General features: G+C 49.3%; 15 protein-coding genes. 7 read left to right on the plus strand and 8 right to left on the minus strand.

The annotated features are described in order from the left end of the window. Window positions 1-10: 10 nt before the first annotated feature. Window positions 11-1573, minus strand: a complete 1563-nt coding sequence (locus HMPREF9442_RS13740; protein ID WP_253271119.1) for an O-antigen ligase family protein — start codon at window positions 1571-1573, stop codon at window positions 11-13. A 342-nt stretch (window positions 1574-1915) separates the two neighbouring features. Between HMPREF9442_RS13740 and gnd the strand changes: the two genes are divergently transcribed. Genes gnd through pgl form a run of 3 tightly spaced genes read left to right on the plus strand, consistent with a single transcriptional unit; the run spans window position 1916 to window position 5612 of the window. Further along, window positions 1916-3352 carry a decarboxylating NADP(+)-dependent phosphogluconate dehydrogenase gene (gene gnd, locus HMPREF9442_RS13745; RefSeq protein ID WP_008629743.1) on the plus strand — a complete coding sequence of 479 codons (1437 nt, stop codon included), beginning with the start codon at window positions 1916-1918 and terminating at the stop codon, window positions 3350-3352. A gap of 14 nt (window positions 3353-3366) precedes the next feature. Continuing rightward, the gene (gene zwf, locus HMPREF9442_RS13750; RefSeq protein WP_008629744.1) at window positions 3367-4884 is read left to right on the plus strand and encodes a glucose-6-phosphate dehydrogenase; all 1518 of its coding nucleotides are present in this window, start codon (window positions 3367-3369) and stop codon (window positions 4882-4884) included. Continuing rightward, complete coding sequence (gene pgl / locus HMPREF9442_RS13755) at window positions 4881-5612, plus strand: 6-phosphogluconolactonase (protein ID WP_008629745.1); 732 nt, start codon at window positions 4881-4883, stop codon at window positions 5610-5612. Before zwf ends, pgl begins: the two co-directional genes overlap by 4 nt. Here the strand turns inward: pgl and HMPREF9442_RS13760 are convergent. Both HMPREF9442_RS13760 and aroB read right to left on the minus strand, forming a co-directional pair. Then, the gene (locus tag HMPREF9442_RS13760; RefSeq protein WP_008629746.1) at window positions 5596-6621 is read right to left on the minus strand and encodes a family 43 glycosylhydrolase; all 1026 of its coding nucleotides are present in this window, start codon (window positions 6619-6621) and stop codon (window positions 5596-5598) included. The genes pgl and HMPREF9442_RS13760 overlap by 17 nt on opposite strands. Before the next feature lie 24 nt (window positions 6622-6645). Further along, window positions 6646-7707, minus strand: coding sequence for a 3-dehydroquinate synthase (gene aroB / locus HMPREF9442_RS13765; protein WP_008629747.1), 1062 nt, complete (start codon window positions 7705-7707; stop codon window positions 6646-6648). A gap of 218 nt (window positions 7708-7925) precedes the next feature. On the opposite strand from aroB, the gene HMPREF9442_RS13770 reads away from it, so the two are divergent. Then, complete coding sequence (locus tag HMPREF9442_RS13770) at window positions 7926-10904, plus strand: TonB-dependent receptor (protein ID WP_008629748.1); 2979 nt, start codon at window positions 7926-7928, stop codon at window positions 10902-10904. A 164-nt stretch (window positions 10905-11068) separates the two neighbouring features. Then, entirely contained in the window at window positions 11069-12535 is a 1467-nt protein-coding gene (gene cls, locus HMPREF9442_RS13775) for a cardiolipin synthase (protein ID WP_008629756.1), read from the plus strand. Here cls and HMPREF9442_RS13780 read toward each other — a convergent pair. The 3 genes from HMPREF9442_RS13780 to HMPREF9442_RS13790 are packed head-to-tail and all read right to left on the minus strand — an operon-like array spanning window position 12507 to window position 14546. Then, on the minus strand, window positions 12507-13061 hold the full coding sequence (locus tag HMPREF9442_RS13780) for an RsmD family RNA methyltransferase (protein ID WP_008629758.1): 555 nt from the start codon (window positions 13059-13061) through the stop codon (window positions 12507-12509). The two genes, cls and HMPREF9442_RS13780, sit on opposite strands and share 29 nt — an antisense overlap. 14 nt (window positions 13062-13075) lie before the next feature. Continuing rightward, the gene (locus tag HMPREF9442_RS13785) at window positions 13076-13891 is read right to left on the minus strand and encodes a DUF3822 family protein (RefSeq protein WP_008629760.1); all 816 of its coding nucleotides are present in this window, start codon (window positions 13889-13891) and stop codon (window positions 13076-13078) included. Next, complete coding sequence (locus HMPREF9442_RS13790; protein ID WP_008629761.1) at window positions 13872-14546, minus strand: hypothetical protein; 675 nt, start codon at window positions 14544-14546, stop codon at window positions 13872-13874. Before HMPREF9442_RS13790 ends, HMPREF9442_RS13785 begins: the two co-directional genes overlap by 20 nt. Before the next feature lie 97 nt (window positions 14547-14643). Between HMPREF9442_RS13790 and HMPREF9442_RS13795 the strand changes: the two genes are divergently transcribed. Next, window positions 14644-16080 (plus strand): ATP-dependent DNA helicase, encoded by a 1437-nt coding sequence (locus HMPREF9442_RS13795; RefSeq protein WP_008629763.1) that lies wholly within the window; start codon window positions 14644-14646, stop codon window positions 16078-16080. A gap of 318 nt (window positions 16081-16398) precedes the next feature. On the opposite strand, the gene alaS is transcribed toward HMPREF9442_RS13795, so the two are convergent. Continuing rightward, the gene (alaS, locus tag HMPREF9442_RS13800) at window positions 16399-19014 is read right to left on the minus strand and encodes an alanine--tRNA ligase (protein ID WP_008629766.1); all 2616 of its coding nucleotides are present in this window, start codon (window positions 19012-19014) and stop codon (window positions 16399-16401) included. Window positions 19015-19124: 110 nt separating this feature from the next. On the opposite strand from alaS, the gene HMPREF9442_RS13805 reads away from it, so the two are divergent. After that, a complete protein-coding gene (locus HMPREF9442_RS13805) occupies window positions 19125-19472 on the plus strand; it encodes a MerR family transcriptional regulator (protein WP_008629767.1) in 348 nt (115 codons plus the stop codon). A 30-nt stretch (window positions 19473-19502) separates the two neighbouring features. Here the strand turns inward: HMPREF9442_RS13805 and HMPREF9442_RS13810 are convergent, their stop codons facing one another. After that, window positions 19503-21758: a RelA/SpoT family protein gene (locus HMPREF9442_RS13810; RefSeq protein ID WP_008629769.1), complete on the minus strand. Its 2256-nt coding sequence runs from the start codon at window positions 21756-21758 to the stop codon at window positions 19503-19505. Window position 21759 lies beyond the last annotated feature (1 nt).

Genomic DNA, 21759 nt, shown 5'->3' on the forward strand with positions numbered 1-21759 from the left:
CTTTTCGTTTTTAATGTCGTATGTCTGTCTTGAACTTCTTGATTTCGGATAATATGCGGCGCACTTCGGGAGAGTCTATTTTTATGGGCTTCCGGAGTATGCATTCGGCGGTTTGCGCCATGCTTGCCGTGTCGCTTTCCTCCTGATGGATTTTGAAAAGTTCATAAGGTGGGGTGAAACGGTTGGGGCACATGAGAGCGGCTTGCCTTAGATAGCGCTTGGCCTCCTCATAGCGTTTCAGCCGCTTGCTGTTGTCTGCCTGTAAGAGTTGGGTATAGTAGTCGGCCATCAAGGATTCGCATTCCTGTCCGATGCGGTAGCTTTCAGCATGGTGTCCGGCTACGTTCAGTTCAGCGGCATAATTGTAAAGGAATAGCGGGTTTTTGTTTAATTCTTCGTAAAGTTCTCGGTAGGTGGGAAGCATTTTGTCCGTCAGGCCGCAAAGCGAGCGGTTGGCTGTGTCGCACCAACGTATTTCTGAACGTATTCGGGAAATATCCCGTAAAGAAATGAGGGTGGCAGTTAGGACACATGCGGACAGTATGGCTCGTCGTGACTTGTGCCACACTACGGGGTAGGCATTGTGCAACAAGAGGGAAATAGAAACGGCACAGAAGAACCATGTATGGGGATAACGGAATGGATAGGAAAACAGGGAGAATACCGCGATGGACAAAAGGCAAAGTATGGCAGTTGACGAGCTTCCGTGCGGGTGTCTCCTCCATGCAAGGTATATTGTCCATATCATGGCACAGAGAAAGAACGCTCCGATGAGGCCATAAGATACACACAATCCGAGGTATTCATTGAACGGGGATTTCACGTCATCGGCCAACCGGCTGTACGGACTTTCCGGGTGTAGGCGGAAGAAATCGGCTTGTTGGTGCATGTAGTTGGCCTCGAAACCTCCATTGCCGTGTCCGGTCAGGGGGCTCTCCTTGATGAGTTCCCAAGTGCACTGCCATATCAGGAGCCGTCCGTCGGCAGAATCTTTTTTGTAATGGTAAAGGAAAACGATGGCTGCGACGAAGCCCGCCATCATGCCCCAAAAGAGGGCTTTACGCATACCTGTCCGTTTTATCGGGAAAAAGACAAGGAAGACGGTGCAGGCACTAAGCATTCCTGCCCGGGATTCGGAAACCATGATGGTACCCGTGATAAGAACGACGCTTGTCCAAGCGGCAATACGATGCCATAGGTTGCCAGAAAGGGTAAGGATGAGGCTGAAAGGCAAGGAAAAGGCAAGTGCGGAAGACAGTCCCGCCGGGTTGTCAAAGCTGCCGCATATTGGTAAGGTTGTGGCGGGGAAGTAAATTCCGGACTTTTGCAAAAGTCCATATAGGGCTTGAGATGAAGCGCACAGCATGACTGCCCACGACACGGTGATGAAAGGTAGCGTGGGATGGGATTGGTGGAATGCCCTACCTGCACTTATGAAAAAGAAAAGGGTGGTCCCAAAAATGGCACAATGCCATTTTGGCGTGATTTCCGCATCTATAAAATGACAGGATGTACACCATAGCATGCTTCCAAACCAAACCGTGAAATACAAAAATGTCACCCAGTGCTTCATGATATAAGGTATTTGTTACAAAATTAGCGAATTGATTTGAAAATATCTAATGAACGGGAAGATTTTTCTCCAAGACTTGTTTCTGCGCTTCACGATTTATACCCTTGTGGGTGCTGTGGGTGCGTTTTTTTGTATTGGAGTTACGAATGTTTACATAGATATGTAATTAAGTAAAGTCTTGCGGGATGGTATTTTGTTCTTAAACACAATAAAAAGTTTGCACTGGCATTTTATGAAAACCATAAAGTTGTTAAGTTAGACGAATTATTTCCGTAAACATTTGGATTTACCTGCTTCTTTTCTGACCTTTGGAAAAGAATAAACGATAAAAAGATAGAACTTATGGAGCAGTTGTCGGATGTAGGCTTGATTGGGCTGGGCGTTATGGGAGAAAACCTTGCGCTGAATATGGAAAGAAACGGGCGTAGGGTCTCGGTGTGGAATCGGACTGTGCCCGGCGTGGAAGAAGGTGTTGCGGAACGTTTTGTGGAAGGACGTGCTGCCGGAAAGCAAATTCTGGGCTTTTCGGACTTGTCAGAGTTTGTGGCATCTTTGAACCGACCGAGAATTATTATGATGATGGTGCGGGCAGGTAATGCAGTGGATGAACTTATCGACCAAGTGAGTCCTTTTCTGGCAGAGGGGGACGTTTTGATAGACGGAGGTAATTCGGATTATGTGGATACTGGACGGCGGGTAGCTGCTTGCCGCGCTCATGGATTGCTGTTTGTCGGGGCAGGAGTTTCCGGCGGGGCAGAGGGAGCCCTTCGGGGGGCTTCCATCATGCCGGGCGGAGCGAAAGAGGCTTGGCCGTTGATTCGCCCTCTTTTACAAGATATGGCTGCAAAGGCAGCCGACGGAACCCCTTGTTGTGACTGGGTGGGGCCGGACGGAGCCGGACATTTTGTTAAAATGGTGCATAATGGCATAGAGTACGGTGACATGCAACTGATTGCCGAAACCTATTTCCTGTTGAAACGGGCCGGTGGAATGGACAATGAACGGATGAGTCGCTTGTTCGGTCGTTGGAACGAAGGCTGCTTAAAAAGTTATTTAGTGGAAATAACATCCGAAATCTTGGCTTATAAAGAAGCTGACGGAGGGTATTTGGTGGATCGTATTCTGGACGTGGCGGGGCAGAAAGGTACGGGACAATGGTCGGTGAAGAACGCGCTCGAATTGGGAGAATCGTTCGGATTGATAGCGGAAGCTGTTTTCCAACGTAATATCTCTACGCAGAAGGAACTGCGTGTGGAGGCGGCACGTGTATATGCTTCCCGGTTGGAGGAAGAACCGTATGCTTCATTCTCGGCTGATGAAGTAGAACAGACTTTGTTTGCCTCCAAGTTAGTGGCTTATGCTCAAGGGTTTGATTTGCTGTCGAGAGCTTCTGAACAGTTTGGGTGGAATCTGGATTTGGCCATGATAGCCCGAATGTGGCGGGGAGGCTGTATCATTCGGTCGGCTTTTCTGGACGAACTTGCCCGGGCTTACGAGGCAGGGGGAGGACGAGGGAATCTGATGTTGTTCCCAACCTTCTCCACGCAAGTCAGGGAGGCTTTGCCTGCATGGCGTAGAGTGGTGGCTACGGCTGTATGTGAAGGGGTGGCTGTACCGGCATTTGCCTCTGCGCTCAATTATTTCCATTCTTTGACTACGGACTTTTTACCTGCCAATTTGATTCAGGCGCAACGTGATTATTTCGGTGCGCATACTTTTGAGCGGACGGATGGTGAAAGGGGAAAGTTTTATCATGAAGAATGGGTCTCACTACAATAAAATAAGGAGGAAATATGAACAAACCGGATGCTTTGACTCTTGTGATATTTGGCGCGTCGGGAGACCTGACAAGGCGTAAACTGATGCCGGCACTTTACCTTTTATATAAAGCGGGACGGTTGCCCCGCCGTTTTGCTGTGTTGGGGATGGCGCGTACGTCTTATGATGATGACCGTTTCCGTACATCTATACGTGAGGGGTTGCTTTCTTTCGTACGACCGGACGAGGTGGACGAAAAAGCAATCCATGCATTTTTGTCCTGCTTGCATTATCTTTCAGCCGATCCTTCGAAGCCGGAAGCTTATGCGGAGTTGAGGATACGCTTGGAGGAGATAGATCGGACAATAGATAATCCTCATAATTATTTGTATTACTTGGCTACTCCGCCGTTGCTTTACGGCGTGATTCCCCGCCATTTGAAGGCGGAGGGATTGAATCGGGATGGCGATGGTTTCAGGCGTATCGTCGTGGAGAAACCTTTCGGTTATGACTTGTCGTCGGCGTTGGAACTGAACCGTATTTATTTGGATGCCTTTCGGGAAGAGCAGATCTATCGCATCGATCATTTTTTGGGGAAAGAGACGGTGCAGAATATACTGGCTCTCCGTTTTGCCAACAGTGTCTTCGAGCCTTTATGGAACCGGAATTATATAGATTACGTAGAGATTACGGCCGTGGAGAATATGGGAATCGGGACGCGGGGAGGTTTCTATGACGGAGTAGGGACCTTACGCGACATGGTGCAGAACCATTTGGCACAGTTGTTGGCTGTGACAGCCATGGAGCCTCCTGCTGCCTTTGATGCTTCGGGATTCCGGAATGAGGTGGTGAAAGTCTACCAGTCCTTGACGCCATTGACTGGAGAAGACATCCGTCATTCGGTGGTGCGTGGGCAATATATGGCTTCTGAAGGCCGTAAGGGATATAGAGAGGAAGAGCAAGTGCCAACTTTGTCTCGGACGGAAACTTATTTGGCTATGCGGTTGGAGTTGAACAACTGGCGGTGGGGCGGCGTACCTTTTTATATCCGCACGGGTAAACAGATGCCTACAAAAGTGAGTGAGATTGTGATACACTTCAAGCCGGCACCTTATTCCTTGTTCCGTTGCGAAGGAGGTACTTGTCCGGTACCCAATCGTTTGGTGATACGTATACAACCTAATGAAGGGATTGTATTGCGTATCGGTATGAAAAAGCCGGGTGAAGGCTTCGAAGTACTCCCGATGGATATGGACTTCAGTTATGCCGAATTAGGTCGCCTGCCTACGGAGGATGCTTATGCACGCTTAATAGAGGATTGTATTGCGGGCGACCCTACGTTGTTTATCCGTAGCGATGCCGTAGAAAGCGGATGGCGTTTTTTCGATCCGATACTGAAATATTGGCAGGATGTGCCGGAATGCCCGCTTTACGGTTATCCGGCAGGCTCGTGGGGGCCGTTGGAGGCAGATAGCCTGATGGCTCGTCATGGAGCGTCGTGGACCAATCCGTGTAAGAATTTGACGAATACTCATTTATATTGTGAGCTATGAACATACATGTAGCGGATAATGCCCGTGAAGCGGCAAGAATGTTGCTTCGGAATATGCTAGCTGCCATTAGGCAACCTTCCGGGGCAGGGGGTGAAGGCGACATGGTCAATGTTGCCTTCTCAGGAGGCAGTACACCGGCTGTCTTGTTTGATGTGTGGGTAGAGGAGTTCGCTGAATTGACGCCTTGGAATCGTTTCCGAGTGTATTGGGTGGATGAACGTTGTGTTTCTTCTGGGAACAAAGACAGCAATTACCGGTTGGCTAAGATACATTTGTTGGATAAGGTTCCATTAACTTCGGAACAGGTTTTCCGGATACGCGGAGGGCAAGAGGATGCGGAAAGAGAAGCTTTGCGCTATTCTTCGATGGTGTTGTCGCAATTACCATTGGACGGGCGCATACCTGTGTTTGATTTTGTGTTATTAGGTATTGGAGCAGATGGGCATACCTCCTCTGTCTTTCCCGGACAGGAAAAGTTGCTTCATACTTTGGCGCCTTATGTACTTAGCACTCATCCCGTCACCGGCCAACGTCGCATTGCTATGACCGGTGAAGTCATGGTTCGTGCCCGTCATACATGGTTTTATGTCACAGGGCAGGATAAAGCCGACGTTATACAGTCTTTATCCTGCCCTGAAGTGCGCAACCGTTATCCGGCTGCTTATGTGTGGCAATCCGCGCTTCATGCGGAATTGTTTACCGATATTCAGGTCATTTCACCCGTTTGATTCCTTCGTGTGTAGGAATGACCGGTTTGATGGTGCCGTCTTCGTTGAATTCCATTTTGTCGATACATACTTCGCGGTGTACGCCCGGCTGATGTTTGATATAATTCTTATTGATGCGGTGATATACGATGTACCATTCGTCTTTACCGGGAATCTGTAGGACGGCGTTATGTGCCGGGCCATAGATTTCCTGTTCGGGACGTTGGATGAGGATAACTGGATTTTTGGCTACTTCAATCGGTCCGAGCGGAGATTTGGCTGTACCATAGGCTACGTGATAGTTGGGAGAACCTGTGTCGTCCACGCTCCACAAGAAATAGTAAGTGCCTTTGCGGTAGAACACGTAAGGAGCTTCTCGGAAGGCATAATCTTGCAGCGTACCGCCTTGTGGGGTCATGAGTGTTTCCGTTTCCGGTTTGATGCTCATCATGTCCTCGTTCAGTTCCGCACCGGCCATGTAGCCGTTGCCCCAGTAAAGATAGCTTTTTCCGCTTACGGGGTCTTCAAACACATCCACGTCTATCTGCTGCCCGTGTTTCTGACCTTCAGGCCGACGGTCTATGATAGGATGCCCGGCATCGGTGAACGGTCCGCAAGGATGGTCTGCGGTAGCTACTCCGATGGCTTTCCCGTTGGGCGTGTTGCCGCTGAAATAGAAGAAATATTTGTATTTCCCGTCCATTTTCTTTTCGATGATGCACGGTGCCCACGCATTACCGTCGGACCACTTCACTTGGTCGGTACCCAAGTCGAGCATGATACCCTCGTGGCGCCAGTCGGTCAAATCTTTGGAACTGAAGACCGTGAAATAGTATCCGCCCCATCCCGGAGTTCCGTCGGTAGTGGAATAGATGTAGTACTTGTTGGTTTGTTTCGCATACAGGATTTCAGGATCGGCATGAAATTCCGGGAGTACGGGATTTCCTGTCTTGGCTCTTTGAGCCGAAAGATGTGCCGGGATGCCCAGCAAACCGGCCATGGCGAGAATGGTTAATGTTTTTTTCATCATGTTTATATTAAAATTAAAAATGTGTCAGCAACCCATGGTTTCACGGTAGAAGTCCAACATGTTGAAGATTTCGTCCTTTCCGGCTGTACGGTTGATACGGATATCTCCTATGCCGCCCAATAGTGTGAAGTTGACCTCTCCCGACGTGTTTTTTTTGTCGTGGGTCATGAATTGGTATAGCGTTTCGTACGCCTTGCAGTCGAAAGGGAACACACCGTAGTACCTTTTGATGAACTCTGTAGTCTGGCGTAGCTTGTCTTTTGGAAAATCCTCTCGCAGGCAACTCAGGTAAAGTTCGCATACCAATCCCCAGGCCACTGCGTAACCGTGCAGTACGGTACGCTCTTCTGCCAAGGCCAAGCTTTCGAGTGCATGCCCGGCTGTATGCCCTAAGTTCAGGGCCTTGCGGATACCCTGTTCATACGGATCCTGTGCCACGACATTTTCCTTGATGGCTACGCTTTGGGCCACCATCTCTTGCAGTTGGAGATAGTCGATGTCGTCCAAGTCGAATGAGACCAATTCTGCCCAATGCTTTTCTGTGCTGATAAGGCCGTGTTTCAGCATTTCCGCATATCCGGAACAGATGTTCTTGTAGTCCAGTGTTTTCAGGAACTCTGTATCCAACAATACGCTTGCGGCGGGTGCGAAAGCTCCTATTTCGTTTTTCAAACCGTTGAAGTTAATGCCTGTTTTTCCGCCTACAGCTGCATCCACCATGGCTAGCAAAGTCGTAGGGATGTTGATGTACGGGATACCTCTTTTAAAAGTGGAGGCTGCAAACCCTCCAAGGTCGGTTACCATTCCCCCGCCTAAATTGACCAACAGGGAATGGCGTGTGCCGCCTTTTTGACTTAATTCGGTCCATACTGAAATGAGGGTCTCTATGCTTTTGTGTTCGTCTGTGGCACTGATGACGATGTGTTCAGACTGTTGCATGGACGGGAAACCGGAGATAACCGGCCAACACTTTTTATATGTGGTTTCATCCGTCAGGACAAATAACTTGTCATGAGGTTGGTGGGTTATGGCCTGTTCCAAACTCTCCCTCAGATTTTGTGAAATAATGATTTTCTGCTTTTGCATAGCGCATGTTCATGATAATTCGATTGCAAAGATAGGTTTTTTGGAAGATAATGTTCCATTTTGCCTTTTATTTCTTGTGGATTATTTAATTTTGCAGGTGGTTAGGTGATAAATACATTTTTTTTGTTAAAAAGCACCCGTTGGATTAAACCGATAGGTGGGTTGTTCGTCATACTACCGAATGGCGTTTAAAAATTAATTTTAAGATCTGGATAAACATGAAAAAAAGAAACGTGCTAGCTTTTGTGCTATGTATGTGGAGCTTGTGCTTATGGGCGCAGGATGCGGCGGTTGGAGAACAAAAGAAAACTGCCGGTAAGAGTGTGACGGTGAGTGGAACTGTGATAGAGGAAGACACTAATGAGCCGGCTTTTTCAGCATCAGTGGTGTTGCTTAAACCTGTAGATAGTACATTGGTTGCGGGGGCCAGTTCCGGATTGGACGGTAAGTTTTCCATCAAAAGCGTGAAACCAGGGAAATACATATTCAGAATTACTTCGGTGGGGTTTAAGCCTTATTATAAAGATGTACAGGTGGCGGCTTCAAAACCTTCGATGGCAATGGGCACCATCCTTTTGGAGACTAATGCGGCTGTACTGGATGCGATCGAAGTGACAGCTCGTCAGGCACAGGTGGAAATGAAGGCGGATACTTTCGTTTACAATGCCGGTGCTTATCGAGTGCCCGAAGGCTCGGCTTTGGAAGAGTTGGTGAAGAAATTGCCCGGTGCTGAGGTCGCGGAAGACGGGACGATTACCATCAACGGTAAGGAGGTGAAGAAAATCATGATTGACGGCAAGGAATTTTTTGACAACGACACCCGGGTGGCGATGAAAAACTTGCCGACCAATATGATTGAAAAGATAAAGTCTTACGACCGCAAGAGCGACTATACGCGGATGACTGGTATCGAGGACGGGGAGGAAGAGACGGTTATCGACCTTTCCGTGAAACCGGAAATGAAAAAAGGATGGATTTCTAATGTGGACGGGGGATATGGTACGGAAAAGCGATATACAGGACGTTTCATGGTGAACCATTTCACAGACAAGCTCCGCGTGACTGGGCTCGGGGGAGCCAACAACTTGAACCAAAACGGACGGGAGGCCATGAAAGAGGCGGGAATCGACTTCGTATGGGAGAACGGAAAGAAAGAAAATGAGGCAGGCCGCCTGAGGGTGGGGGGGAATGCACGTTATTACCATCGTAACACGGACCAACTTTCCATTACCAATTCCGAAACATTCCTTTCCGCAGGGGCGAACAGTTCTTTTTCCAATAATTCTGGCCGGACACGGTCGGGTAACACGAACGTGAATTCTAACTTCCGGCTTGAATGGTCGCCGGATACGATGACGCGCATCATGTTCCGTCCCAATTTCTCTTATTCGGAAAATTACAGCAACGGGCAGAGCAGTAGCGTGACGTTCAATGATGACCCGTACGCATGGGGCATGTCCGATCCGCTTTCGCAATACCGTGATTATGTGGCAGACAGTATCGTGGTGAATGATAACAGGCGTTGGAACCACAGTGACGGGAAAAGCTATTCCGTGGACGGAATGCTAATGGTGAACCGTCGCCTGAACAGCAAAGGACGCAACCTTACTTTGCGTATGAGGGGAGGGCTTTCCGATTCGGAAAACAAGTCGTTCAGCATATCGGAAGTGAATTATTTCCTCCGGCGCAAGCCTGATGGGAACAACGAAAAATCTTACATGCACCAATATAATGCGAACCCTTCGAAAAGTTATAACGGGAGTGCGGATTTGAGCTATAGCGAACCGTTGTTTGAGGGCGCGCATTTGCAGTTCAGCTACCGCTACCAGTACCGTTATTCGGATTCCGACCGTTCGATGTATTCTTTGGATAGCTTGGTGTCCAAAGGTGTCATTACACAGGAACAGCTCGAGGCATTCCCTTTGGAGTATATTCCGGGTGTGGATTGGTTGGAATTGGCTCGCAATTACCAAAACAGCCAGTATGCCACTTACAAGGAGCATAACCAGGAGGCTACGGTGATGTTCCGTTATGGGAAAGACAAGATACGTTTCAGTGCGGGTGTGTCTGTGCAGCCGCAGAAAACTTATATGGATTATACCAAGGGGAGTCTTGATACTTCTGTGGTGCGCAATGTGCACAATTGGGCGCCGCGTATAGATTTCCGTTATAAGTTCTCTGAAACCGGACAGTTGCGTTTCCGTTATAACGGGCGTTCCTCGCAACCTTCAATGACGAACTTGTTGGATGTGACTGACGATTCAGACCCGTTGAACGTGTCGAAAGGTAATCCTGGGTTGAAACCTTCGTGGAATAACCGCATGGAACTGTTTTACAACAATTACATCCCCGATTTGCAACGCGGGTGGATGGTGCATATGAACATGAACATGACGAAAAACAGCATCAGCACGGCCGTGCTTTATGATGAGGCTTCGGGACGGCGTACCACCATGCCTATGAATATCGACGGTAATTGGAATACTTGGACGGGGCTGATGTTCAATACGGCAATCGGGGAAAAGAAGTATTTCAACTTTTTCACTTTTACCTCTTTCTATTATGCGAATGATGTAGGTTATATAAGTTCAGACTCGGATGTAAGTCAAGATGTTACATCCGACCAAATCGTAAACCTCAGTCAAAAGAGTACCACGAAGAATTCCAATATTGGGGAACGGGTCAGGTTTAATTTCCGTAATGACCTACTTGAGATAGGAGTGAATGGCAACATCAACTACCAGCATGCCCGGAACGATTTGCAGGAGAATGCGAATCTGGATACGTATAACTTTTCTTATGGGGGAAACGTGCAGGTGAATATGCCGTGGAACATGAGTTTCTCGTCCAACATAGACCAAAGCAGTCGTCGAGGATATGATGATGCGACGATGAATACTAATGAATTGATTTGGAATGCGGAACTTTCGCAGAGTTTCTTGAAAGGGAATGCTGCCACGGTCGCAGTGAAGTGGTATGATATTTTGCGCGAACGGAGTAACATTTGGCGTTCGGTCTCCGCTACGCAGCGTACGGACTCTTGGAACAATTCCATTAACAGTTACGTCATGGTCCATTTCATTTATAAGCTCAATTTGTTGGGAGGGCGTAATGTTATAGGTGAAGAGCCTGAAGGAAAAGGCCATGGAGGAGGTCCCCGGAGGGGGCGTGGCGGCTTCGGAGGTCCACGTTTTTAAGCGGGTGTCCAAATTCATTGATTACGGTGGTCCAAAGTTCCGTTTTCCGGGACTTTGGACCACTATTTTTATGTTTTGGTGGAGTTGTGTTGCTTTTTCTTCCGCTTCTTGGCCGGATTTCAATACTTTTTTGTATGTTTGTTATAAAGAAACCGGATTGAGACGTGTTCGATGTGGTAATTTATAGTGTACTTGGTGCTTTTTACTTGTTTATAGTTTTGAGCCAGATGCTGGTGGTGATTTTGGAAAACCGTCAGCCGGTGAAGACTGTGGCATGGCTGATGGTGTTGTTTTCCTTACCTGTCATCGGATTAGTTATTTATTTTTTTTTCGGTAGGAATCGTAAGCGGGAACATTTTGTAAGCCGGGCGTGTGCTAGCCAGCTTGCACGTCGTTCGGCCGTGCGTTTCTATCAGGGAGGTTTTCCGGAACTTCCGGCAGAGCATAAGCCTTTGATTAAGCTGTTCCGTCGGCAAAGCGGTTCGTTTCCCTATCCTGACAATAAAATGCGTTTCTTTATCTCGGGAGAGGAAATGCTTGATAACTTGTTACGTGACATAGCTGCGGCGCGGCATCACATTCATGTGGAGTTTTATATCATAGAAGATGACAAGGTGGGACAACTGGTGCGCGAGGCTTTGGCAGCCAAGGCCCGCGAAGGAGTGAGCGTGCGTTTGGTGTACGACGACGTGGGATGTTGGAATGTGAAGAACCGCTTTTTCAAGCAGATGGAAACGGATGGCATACAGGTGGCGCCTTTCCTTCCGGTACGTTTCCCGAAATTCACCAGTAAGGTGGACTTCCGGAATCATCGGAAGATTGTGGTCATCGACGGCATTATCGGTTATGTGGGCGGCATGAATCTGGCTGAGCGTTATTTTTATCAGGTGGATAGAAGCCAACCTGTATGGCGCGATACGCATGTGCGCATCATGGGGAATGCCGTAGGCGGTTTGCAACGTGCCTTCCTTTCAGACTGGTATGTGGCGGCCGGGCAGACGATTACAGACCAAGTCTATTATCCTCGGGAAGAGGAGTGCCGTAAGATCATGGCCTGCGACCGTGAACCCTACGTGAGCCGGAATGCCTTGATACAGATTGTGACCTCCATACCTACGGCACCGTGGCCGGATATCATGCAGGGAATGATTCTGGCGCTCCTGCGTGCACGTCAGTATTGTTACTTGCAAAGTCCTTATTTCATGCCTACGGAACGTATGTTGTTTGCGTTGCAAACGGCTGCCTTGGCGGGAGTGGACGTGCGTTTGATGATACCGGAGCGCACGGACAAGCGGTTCCTGACGTGGGCTTCGCGTTCGTTTCTTCACGACGTGATGCGTGCCGGAGTGAGGGTGTACCTTTATCAGAAAGGTTTCCTGCACTCCAAGACGTTGGTGTGTGACGATACGTTGATGTCCTGTGGCTCTACCAACATAGATTTCAGAAGTTTTGAGCGCAATTTCGAGGTAAACGCTTTCGTGTACGACAAAGAGGCGGCATTGCACATGAAAAAAGTGTTTCAGGAAGACCAGAGCCATTGCAGGATGTTGAACTTGGAGACGTGGGAGACACGTTCCATTTGGTGCCGTGTAGCCGAATCCTCTATTCGCTTGCTGTCTCCTTTGCTTTGAAGAAGGAAAAGTTCACGCTCCCGTATGCACGGTGTTCTTTGAAAGAAGGATGTGTGCTGAAGTCATTGGTCTTGCCATGTTCCAACACGAACAGGCCGTCGGGTTTCAACAGGTTGTGCCGGAACACGAGGTCGGGAAGTTCTTCCAATTCCTTCAGGGCATAGGGAGGGTCGGCAAAGATAAAGTCGAACTGTTCATTGCACCGGTCTAAATAACGGAATACGTCGGCACGCAAAAGGTGGCAGTTGGGGGCTTTCAGCGTGTCGATAATCTGGCTGATGAAGCGGAAATGTTGGGCATCACGCTCCACGGAAACCACCTTTCCACACCCTCTTGAAAGCAGTTCTATGGTAATGCTGCCGGTGCCGGCAAAAAGGTCCAACGCCTCCGGCTCTTCTTCGAAATCCAGATAGCCGTTGAGTACGTTGAACAAGTTTTCCTTGGCAAAATCCGTCGTGGGACGTGCCTTGAAACTGCGGGGGACATCGAAATGCCTGCCCTTGTATATACCGGTGATGACTCTCATAACGATGATTTATATTATATCACATGAACCCATAAGGCCAACAGGTCGAACGGGAGCTGCTGATTCCGTGCCAACGTGGAACGGCGGTAAATATCGGCCGTATCCGTGTTTCTGACGTTCTGCAAGTATCGGGTAAGGATCCGTGCCGTGTCATTCTTTATATTGCCGTTGCCCAATAGTATGCATTCCTCCTGACGTACATCCATTTTCAGGTCTTTCCATACGGAAAGGATAAAATAGACCGCATTGTCTGCCATGTCGGCCGGAAAGGCATTGGCATAGCATAACCGTTGTTCCCGATAGCCGAATACGAAAACTTCTTTTTCGTCGAAATAAGCGTATAATTGCCGTTTGTCCTGTTGGGACAAAAGCCACAGCTTTTCCAATATCATGGTATGGCTGTGATAAAAACGTATGCTCGGAAAATATTGGCTGAGTATGCGTTCCACTTCAAGGTCTACTGTAAATATCTGGGCTATTTCCAGATGGGGCAGGATATTATAATAGGTTTTGCCCGTTTTTTCCTGAGCATATGTCAGGCGATAGAGCGCATGGGCTTCCTCTTTCCGGAAACATTCTAAAGGCACTTGCATGGAGAGTCCTGTCACTAAGCCATAAACCACGGAGTTATTCCTTTTTTGGACTATGGCAGATTGCCCGATGGCCTTTTTCAGGGTTTCCGCGACGCTTTCTTCTTCATGATAAATATAGTCTTCTATAGCTACCGGTTCCGTCGTTGCCGGGTTGTAGCTATAAAAAGAAAATCCATCCGCGTGCAGGCGGATGGACAGATTATAAGTTTGACTTTGATTATTCCCAGTTTCCTGCATTGTTGTTCGGGGTCATGAGGTCACCAATTTTCAGTCCGGCATAACGGCCTTGTTTCTCAGCCGCATCTGTCAGGTTGTAAATCTCGCGTTCGCTCAGGCCTTTCAGGTAAGCAGAATAAGGAGCACGGCATTCCATCACATTTTGAGTCACACCGGAGCGGCCTACGTGGATGGTTTTCTCCAATTCAAAAGTCTGTCCGTCACTATACGGGATGAATTTGAGTGAATCTGCGTTACCGTTTGTACCCACAATGGCTTCGGCCATGGGAGTCCATGTCGTGTCGCGACGGAAATTCTGCAACCCATTGGCTGCGATGGCGGCAGCGTCTCCGCTGTTTACAATGGCTGCAGCCTTGGATTCGGTCAGCCCGCTTTCCATTTGTTTGTCACTCAGTTCTCCCACCTTGGTCACGTGGGGGATTTGTGCCGTTTTAATGAAGTTGATCAGCACGTCGAGCGTGTCGCAGAACTCACCTTGATGTTGTTGGCGGTACTGTTCTTCCGCATCTTTGATTTGAATCAAACGTGCCTTAACTGCTGCTTCCCGTATGTCCTTCTCCTTGTTGAACTGGATGGGTTGCATGATGCTCTCGTAGCAGAGATAAAGCAAAACCACTGCGCATAAGCCCAGGATGACATTAATTGCTTTTTTCATGATACATTTATAATTTTTATTTGTTACATTCGCATCGCAAAAGTAAGATAAATAAATTTAATATTCGACTTTTCGGCGAACTTTTTATCTCGGTTTTATGATAAATAAGGATTTAGAGCGGTTTATAGAGGGAAAATGTCCCTTTGAAGTTACAAACGGGCAACGGGAGATGATAGCCATGACGGCAGATTTCCTTTTGTCGGGGGACAAGGACGGGCTTTGTTTGTGGCGCGGATATGCCGGTACGGGCAAGACTTCCGTATTGAGCGCGTTGGTCAGGGCCTTGGACGATTTGAAGCAGAAAACCGTCCTGATGGCACCTACGGGGCGGGCGGCCAAAGTCTTCGCCCTGCATGCGGGGCATCCGGCCTTTACCATTCATAAGCGCATATACCGTCAGAAGACTTTTTCCAATGAGACGGACAATTTCTTACAGAATGTCAACCTGCAGAAACATACCTTATTTATTGTGGACGAGGCTTCCATGATTTCGGGGAGTACTGGCGGAGTAGGGCATTTCGGTTCCGGTTGCTTGTTGGACGACTTGATACAGTTCGTGTATTCGGGCGAGGGATGCCGTTTGATGTTGGTGGGCGACACGGCACAGTTGCCTCCCGTGGGGGAGGAACTCAGTCCGGCTCTCTCGCGACGCGCATTGGAAGGATATGGCTTGCATGTATGGGAAGGCGAACTGACGCAAGTGGTCCGGCAGCACGACGAGAGCGGCATATTGTGGAATGCCACGCGCCTGAGGCATTGGATTACAACGGATGGGTACACCGGCCTGCCCCAAGTTCGTATCCAAGGTTTTCCCGACATCCGTCGCGTACCCGGAGATGAATTGATAGAAGCTTTGGAAGAAGCCTACAGTCGGTGCGGACTGGACCAGACCATCGTGGTGACCCGGTCGAACAAACGGGCCAACATTTATAATAACGGCATAAGGGGGCGTATCCTGGGGCGGGAAGAAGAGCTTACGGGAGGCGACCAATTATTAGTGGCCAAGAACAATTATTTCTGGACTGCGGGACAGAAGGACTGTCCCTTTGATTTTTTGGCCAACGGTGACGTGGCGGTCGTGCGGAAAGTGCGGCGTACGCGTGAAATGTACGGGTTTCGCTTTGCCGATGTGTGGCTGCGCTTTCCCGATTATGACGATGTGGAGCTGGAGGCGACGGTATTGTTGGATACGTTACAGAGCGAAGCACCGGCCTTGACGAAAAACCAGTCCGATGCCTTATTCTTTGCCGTAGAAGCGGATTATATGGACATTACGGTGAGGCGTGAACGGTTGAAGAAGTTGAAAACCGACCCGTATTTCAATGCCTTGCAAGTGAAATATGCCTATACCGTGACTTGCCATAAGGCACAGGGCGGACAGTGGCAACGGGTCTTCGTGGATCAGGGTTACGTGACGGAAGACATGCTTACGCCCGATTATGTCCGTTGGCTATACACGGCCTTTACCCGGGCCACGGAAACTTTGTATTTGGTGAACTGGCCGCCGGATCAAATGGAAAGCGAGAAAGGATAAAATACTTTTGTACGGATTCCTGATGGGGATATCCGTGGCGTTTTTCAACATGAGGAGAACGGAAAATCAGTTGGCTGAGATTGATTTTTCGTTCTCCTCATGTTGGTTTTTTATTCTCCGCAGATTGATACAAGGATATGAAGAGATTTGTATTGCGTTGTATGATAGGATTTTATGAAAATCCTTTCGGGAAGGCGAGAAAGAATGGAATGTCTTGAATATTCATAGCTTCTTCATAAGTCGGGATACAAGAGTAAAAAAGTGGGGAAGAGCCATGCTCCTCCCCACTTGCTATTCGATGCCGGGGTGTGGTGCGGTTTATAATGCCGCCAGTTCGACGAACTTGTCTACGGCCGCGCTCAGCCCGTCGGCATTCTTGCCGCCGGCTGTGGCGAAGTGGGGCTGTCCACCGCCACCGCCCTGAATGAGCTTGGCTGCTTCGCGGACGATTTTGCCCACGTTCATGCCGTGTGCCTTTACCATATTGTCTGAAGCCGCAGCCGTCAGCATGGGCTTGCCTTCGTGCAGGCTGCCGATGATGACCAATGCGTCTTCCGCACCGTTCCGAAGTTGGAAGGCCATGTCTTTCACGAGATCGGCAGGCATGGGGAGAATGCTGCGGTATAGCGTAACACCGTTTACGATGGCGGCCTGCGAGACGATACGTGCCTTGGCCTGTGCGGCCTTTTCTTTCATGCTTTCTTCAATCTGCTTCTTCAGGATTGCGTTTTCCTCAATGGATTTGAGGATGGCTGCTTTCACGTCCGGGGCATTGTTGAACAAGGTTCTCAATTCGTTAGTCAGGTCTTGCAGGGTATAAAGCATGTTTTCCACTTTTTCGCCTGTGATGGCCTCGATGCGGCGGATGCCGGCAGCTACCGAACTCTCGCTCAGGATTTTCACCATGCCGATGCGGCCGGTGGATTTGGCATGGCAACCGCCACAGAATTCCACGCTGTCGCCGAATTGCACGACGCGCACCCGGTCGCCGTATTTCTCACCGAAGAGCGCGATGGCGCCCAGTTCCTTGGCCTTTTCTATCGGCATGTCGCGATGGTCTTGCAGGGGCAGGTCTTCGCGGATTTTGGCATTGACGATGCGTTCCACTTCGCGCAGTTGTTCGTCGGTCACTTTCTGGAAGTGGGAGAAGTCGAAGCGCAAGTATTCCGGGGTGACCAATGAACCTTTCTGTTCCACATGTTCGCCCAACACCGTGCGCAGGGCCTGGTCGAGCAAGTGCGTACAAGTGTGGTTGGCTTCGCTCGCAGCGCGCAAATCAGTATCTACGCAGGCCATGAAGTCGGCTTCGGGGTGTTCGGGCAAAGTCTTGGCAATATGTACCGGGAGGTTGTTTTCCCGTTTGGTGTCAACGATTTCTATGGTTTCGTGTTCCGAACAAAGTACACCACGGTCGCCCACCTGTCCGCCCATTTCGGCATAGAACGGTGTATAGTCGAGTACGATTTGATAGAACGTCTGTTTCTTTTGTGTCACCTTGCGGTAGCGGAGGATGTGGCATTCGTGTTCCGTGTAGTCCCAACCTTTGAACTCGGTTTCTCCTTCCCTCACTACGACCCAGTCTCCCGTTTCCACGGCGGCGGCGTTGCGTGCGCGTTCTTTCTGCTTCTGCATTTCCGCATGGAACGTTTCTTCGTCCACGGTCATGCCGTTCTCACGGCAGATGAGTTCCGTCAGGTCGAGTGGGAAACCGTAGGTGTCGAACAGCGTGAATGCTTCCACGCCGTCTATGACGGTCTTCCCTGATGCGCGCGTTTCGGCCATCACACGGTCGAGCAGGCGGATACCGGTTTCCAAAGTGCGCAAGAAGGAGTCTTCTTCCTCTTTCATCACTTTGGAGATGAGCACCTTTTGGGCTTCCAATTCCGGGTAGGATTTTCCCATTTCCTGCACGAGCACGGGCAGGAGCTTGTACATGAAAGCTTCTTTTTGCCCTAAGAACGTGTAGGCATAGCGTACGGCGCGGCGCAGGATACGGCGGATGACGTAGCCGGCTTTGGCATTGCCCGGCAACTGGCCATCGGCAATGGAGAAAGCTATGGTGCGCAAGTGGTCGGCCACTACGCGCATGGCCACGTCCTTCTTCGGGTCTTCACCGTACCGGCAATCCGATAAATCACCGATTACCCGGATAATGGGTTGGAACACGTCTGTGTCGTAATTGGAACGTTTGCCTTGCATCACGGCGCACAAACGTTCGAACCCCATACCCGTGTCGATGACTTTGGCCGGAAGGGGCTCTAGGCTTTGGTCGGCCTTACGGTTGTATTGCATGAACACAAGGTTCCATATTTCGATGACCAACGGGTTGTCCTTGTTCACCAGTTCGCGACCGGGAACTTTCGCTTTTTCTTCCTCCGGACGCAGGTCGATATGGATTTCGGAACAGGGACCGCAGGGACCCGTGGCACCCATTTCCCAAAAGTTGTCGTGCTTGTTGCCGTTGATGATGTGGTCGGCCGGAAGGAACTTCTCCCAATAAGAGGCCGCTTCGTTGTCGCGTTCCAGTCCTTCTTCAGGTGAACCTTCAAAGACGGTGGCATACAAGTTGGACTTGTCAATTTTCAACACGTCTACCAGATATTCCCATGCCCATTCGATGGCTTCTTTCTTGAAGTAGTCGCCGAAGCTCCAGTTGCCGAGCATTTCGAACATGGTATGGTGGTAAGTGTCATGGCCTACTTCTTCCAAATCATTGTGTTTGCCGCTGACACGGAGGCATTTCTGCGAATCGGTGCAACGTTTGCTTGTGGCGGGACGGTTGCCCAGGATGATGTCTTTGAACTGGTTCATGCCCGCATTGGTAAACATCAGCGTCGGGTCGTCTTTGATGACCATCGGCGCAGACGGGACAATAAGATGCCCCTTAGACTCGAAGAACTTGACGAACGAGTCGCGGATTTCGTTTGCAGTCATTTGATTTTTATTTTATGCGTTACTATTTTCCAAAAAGTTTTGCAAAGATAGGCCGTTTTGCCTACTTTTGCAAGGAAATGACTGGAAACGAATGGAAAAAGAATTGAATTATGGCACTGAATCCGAATAAGGAGTTGAAACTTTATTATTCCATAGGGGAAGTGGCGGAAATGTTGGGCTTGTCCGAGACTTTGCTACGCTATTGGGAGAAAGAATTTCCCTCGATAACTCCCAAAAAGGCAGGGCGTAACGTACGTCAATATTCCCAGGAAGACATTGATCAGCTGAGGCTTGTCCGCCATTTGGTCAAGGACAAGGGCATGAAGTTGGCTGCGGCTCGCAAGGCGTTGAAGAATAATAAGGATGGTGCGGAACGCGATGCGGAGATTGTCGCCCGCTTGCGGAGCATCCGGGAAGAGTTGATGCAAATAAAAAAGGAATTAGACGGTTTGGTCTGATTCCTTTCTATGGTATATGGAGGGGATGCCTCAGTCTATTCTTGTCGCTTCTTCAACACCGGTCATGTTTTTCAGTTTGTTGCAGATGGTTTTGACATCTTCCACGTCGTGTACCCCTAATTGTATTTCGCAATCGAATATGCCATCCTTTGTCGTGACGGTCAATTTGTAGATATTGATGTTAAGTTGGTTGGACAGAACACCGGTCATTTCATGCAGGATACCGATATTGTCGATGCCGCTGACTTTGATGGTGGCGGGGAAGAACAGCGTTTTATGTACGTCCCATGTGGCCGCAAGAATATGGTTGCCGTCGCTGGTTTTGAGTTTGGCGGCCACGGGGCATTGGCGTTTGTGGATGTAAATGTGCTTGTCGCTGTCGATATATCCCAACACGTCATCTCCCGGGATGGGGTGGCAGCATTCCGCAATGGTGAAATTCTGGATGTTTTCTTCGTTCAGGATCACTGTTTTCTTCCGGTCTATTGAGACCGGTTGTTCCGGGGCTGGTTTCTCTTTTGTTTTTGAAGAAGGAGACTTCTTCTTCAGGAAAGGGATGAAATGTGTCCAACTGTTGCCCTTGTTCCCTGATTTCTCATGAAGTACGTTCAGGTCGGCCGTGCCCAACACGATATTTCTGGTGCCTATGGCCTGAAAGAGTTCTTCGCGGAACTTGATGTGGTGCAAGTCACATAGTTTGTCCACGTTCATGCTGTTGGGTTCAATCTCTGCTTTTTCGAAAAATTCGTTGAGCATTTCTTCTCCTTGCTTCTGCTGTTCGCGTTCTTCGCGGCGCAAGATGGCCTGGATTTTGCCTTTGGCCTTGGCCGTGGTGGCAAAATTAATCCATTCCTTCTGTACCCGTTGGGTTTTCGAGGTCAGGATTTCCACTTGGTCGCCACTTTGTAATTTATGGCTGAGCGGTACTAATTTATGGTTCACCTTCGCACCGATACAATGGCTGCCGAGAAACGTGTGGATACTGAATGCGAAATCGAGTGCCGTGCAGTCGGCCGGCATCGTCTTGAACTCCCCTTTGGGCGTAACTACGAAGATTTCCGAGGCGTAGAGGTTCAACTTGATGGCATCGAGGAAGTCCAAGGCGTTCGGCTGTGGGTCGTCCAGGATTTCTTTGATGGTGTGGAGCCATTTTTCCAGTTCGTCTTCGCTGTCTGCTGTCGTTTTGCTGCCTTCTTTATATTTCCAATGGGCGGCAAATCCTTGCTCTGCCATCTCGTCCATTCTTGTGGAGCGGATTTGCACTTCTATCCATTGGCCCGTCTTGCTCATGAGCGTGACATGCAGAGCTTGGTAGCCATTGGCTTTCGGATGAGTCAACCAATCGCGCAACCGTTCGGGGTGCGGCTTGTATATACGGCTGGCACACACGTAGATGCGGAAGCATTCGCTGATTTCGTCCTCAGCCCTTTGGGGTTCGAAGATGATTCTTACGGCCAGAATGTCGTAGACTTCTTCAAACTCGATATGCTTGTTTTGCATTTTGCACCAGATGGAATAAGGTGTCTTGATGCGTGCCTTGATGGTATAGGTAAGTCCCATCTTGTCCAATGCCTCGCGGATGGGGCGCGTGAAATCTTCAAAGAGGGTTTCACGATGGGCGCGGGTCTGTGCGAGTTTGTCGATAATCTGTTGGTATTCCTCAGGGTGTTCGTACCGGAAACTCAGGTCTTCCAGTTCTTCCTTGATTTTGTTCAGTCCGAGGCGGTTGGCTAGCGGCGCATAGATATAAAGGGTTTCCCCGGCTATCTTATATTGTTTGTTGGGAGGCTGTGAGCCTAACGTACGCATGTTATGCAACCGGTCGGAAATCTTGATGAGGATTACCCGGATGTCGTCGCTCATGGTCAGCAACAGTTTCTTGAAAGACTCGGCTTGGGCAGATGCCTTGTCGCCGAAGATGCCTCCCGATATTTTTGTAAGCCCGTCTACGATTTGGGCGATTTTAGGACCGAAGATGTTGGAGAGATCTTCCACGGTGTAGTCTGTGTCTTCTACTACGTCGTGGAGCAAGGCGGCGCAGATGGAGGTAGAACCCAAGCCGATTTCGCCGCATACGATTTGGGCTACGGCCAACGGATGCATGATGTAAGGTTCGCCGGAAAGGCGGCGCACTCCTTTATGGGCTTGTTTGGCAAAATTAAAAGCCTTGGTAATGATTTCCACCTTTTTGCGGTGGCGCGATGCCAAATAAGTGTCTATCAGATGCTGAAAGGCATCGTTTACCATTTTATCCTCCTCAAATTGCTTTTTGGCTAAGTCATCCATA

It is taken from the genome of Paraprevotella xylaniphila YIT 11841 (assembly GCF_000205165.1).
Lineage (GTDB): Bacteria > Bacteroidota > Bacteroidia > Bacteroidales > Bacteroidaceae > Paraprevotella > Paraprevotella xylaniphila.

What these genes read in the sequence shown, in the direction of transcription:
- HMPREF9442_RS13740 (WP_253271119.1), bottom strand. Translation starts at nt 1,573, where the DNA reads ATGAAGCACTGGGTGACATTTTTGTATTTCACGGTTTGGTTTGGAAGC.
- gnd (WP_008629743.1), top strand. Translation starts at nt 1,916, where the DNA reads ATGGAGCAGTTGTCGGATGTAGGCTTGATTGGGCTGGGCGTTATGGGA.
- zwf (WP_008629744.1), top strand. Translation starts at nt 3,367, where the DNA reads ATGAACAAACCGGATGCTTTGACTCTTGTGATATTTGGCGCGTCGGGA.
- pgl (WP_008629745.1), top strand. Translation starts at nt 4,881, where the DNA reads ATGAACATACATGTAGCGGATAATGCCCGTGAAGCGGCAAGAATGTTG.
- HMPREF9442_RS13760 (WP_008629746.1), bottom strand. Translation starts at nt 6,621, where the DNA reads ATGATGAAAAAAACATTAACCATTCTCGCCATGGCCGGTTTGCTGGGC.
- aroB (WP_008629747.1), bottom strand. Translation starts at nt 7,707, where the DNA reads ATGCAAAAGCAGAAAATCATTATTTCACAAAATCTGAGGGAGAGTTTG.
- HMPREF9442_RS13770 (WP_008629748.1), top strand. Translation starts at nt 7,926, where the DNA reads ATGAAAAAAAGAAACGTGCTAGCTTTTGTGCTATGTATGTGGAGCTTG.
- HMPREF9442_RS13780 (WP_008629758.1), bottom strand. Translation starts at nt 13,061, where the DNA reads ATGAGAGTCATCACCGGTATATACAAGGGCAGGCATTTCGATGTCCCC.
- HMPREF9442_RS13785 (WP_008629760.1), bottom strand. Translation starts at nt 13,891, where the DNA reads ATGCAGGAAACTGGGAATAATCAAAGTCAAACTTATAATCTGTCCATC.
- HMPREF9442_RS13790 (WP_008629761.1), bottom strand. Translation starts at nt 14,546, where the DNA reads ATGAAAAAAGCAATTAATGTCATCCTGGGCTTATGCGCAGTGGTTTTG.
- HMPREF9442_RS13795 (WP_008629763.1), top strand. Translation starts at nt 14,644, where the DNA reads ATGATAAATAAGGATTTAGAGCGGTTTATAGAGGGAAAATGTCCCTTT.
- alaS (WP_008629766.1), bottom strand. Translation starts at nt 19,014, where the DNA reads ATGACTGCAAACGAAATCCGCGACTCGTTCGTCAAGTTCTTCGAGTCT.
- HMPREF9442_RS13805 (WP_008629767.1), top strand. Translation starts at nt 19,125, where the DNA reads ATGGCACTGAATCCGAATAAGGAGTTGAAACTTTATTATTCCATAGGG.
- HMPREF9442_RS13810 (WP_008629769.1), bottom strand. Translation starts at nt 21,758, where the DNA reads ATGGATGACTTAGCCAAAAAGCAATTTGAGGAGGATAAAATGGTAAAC.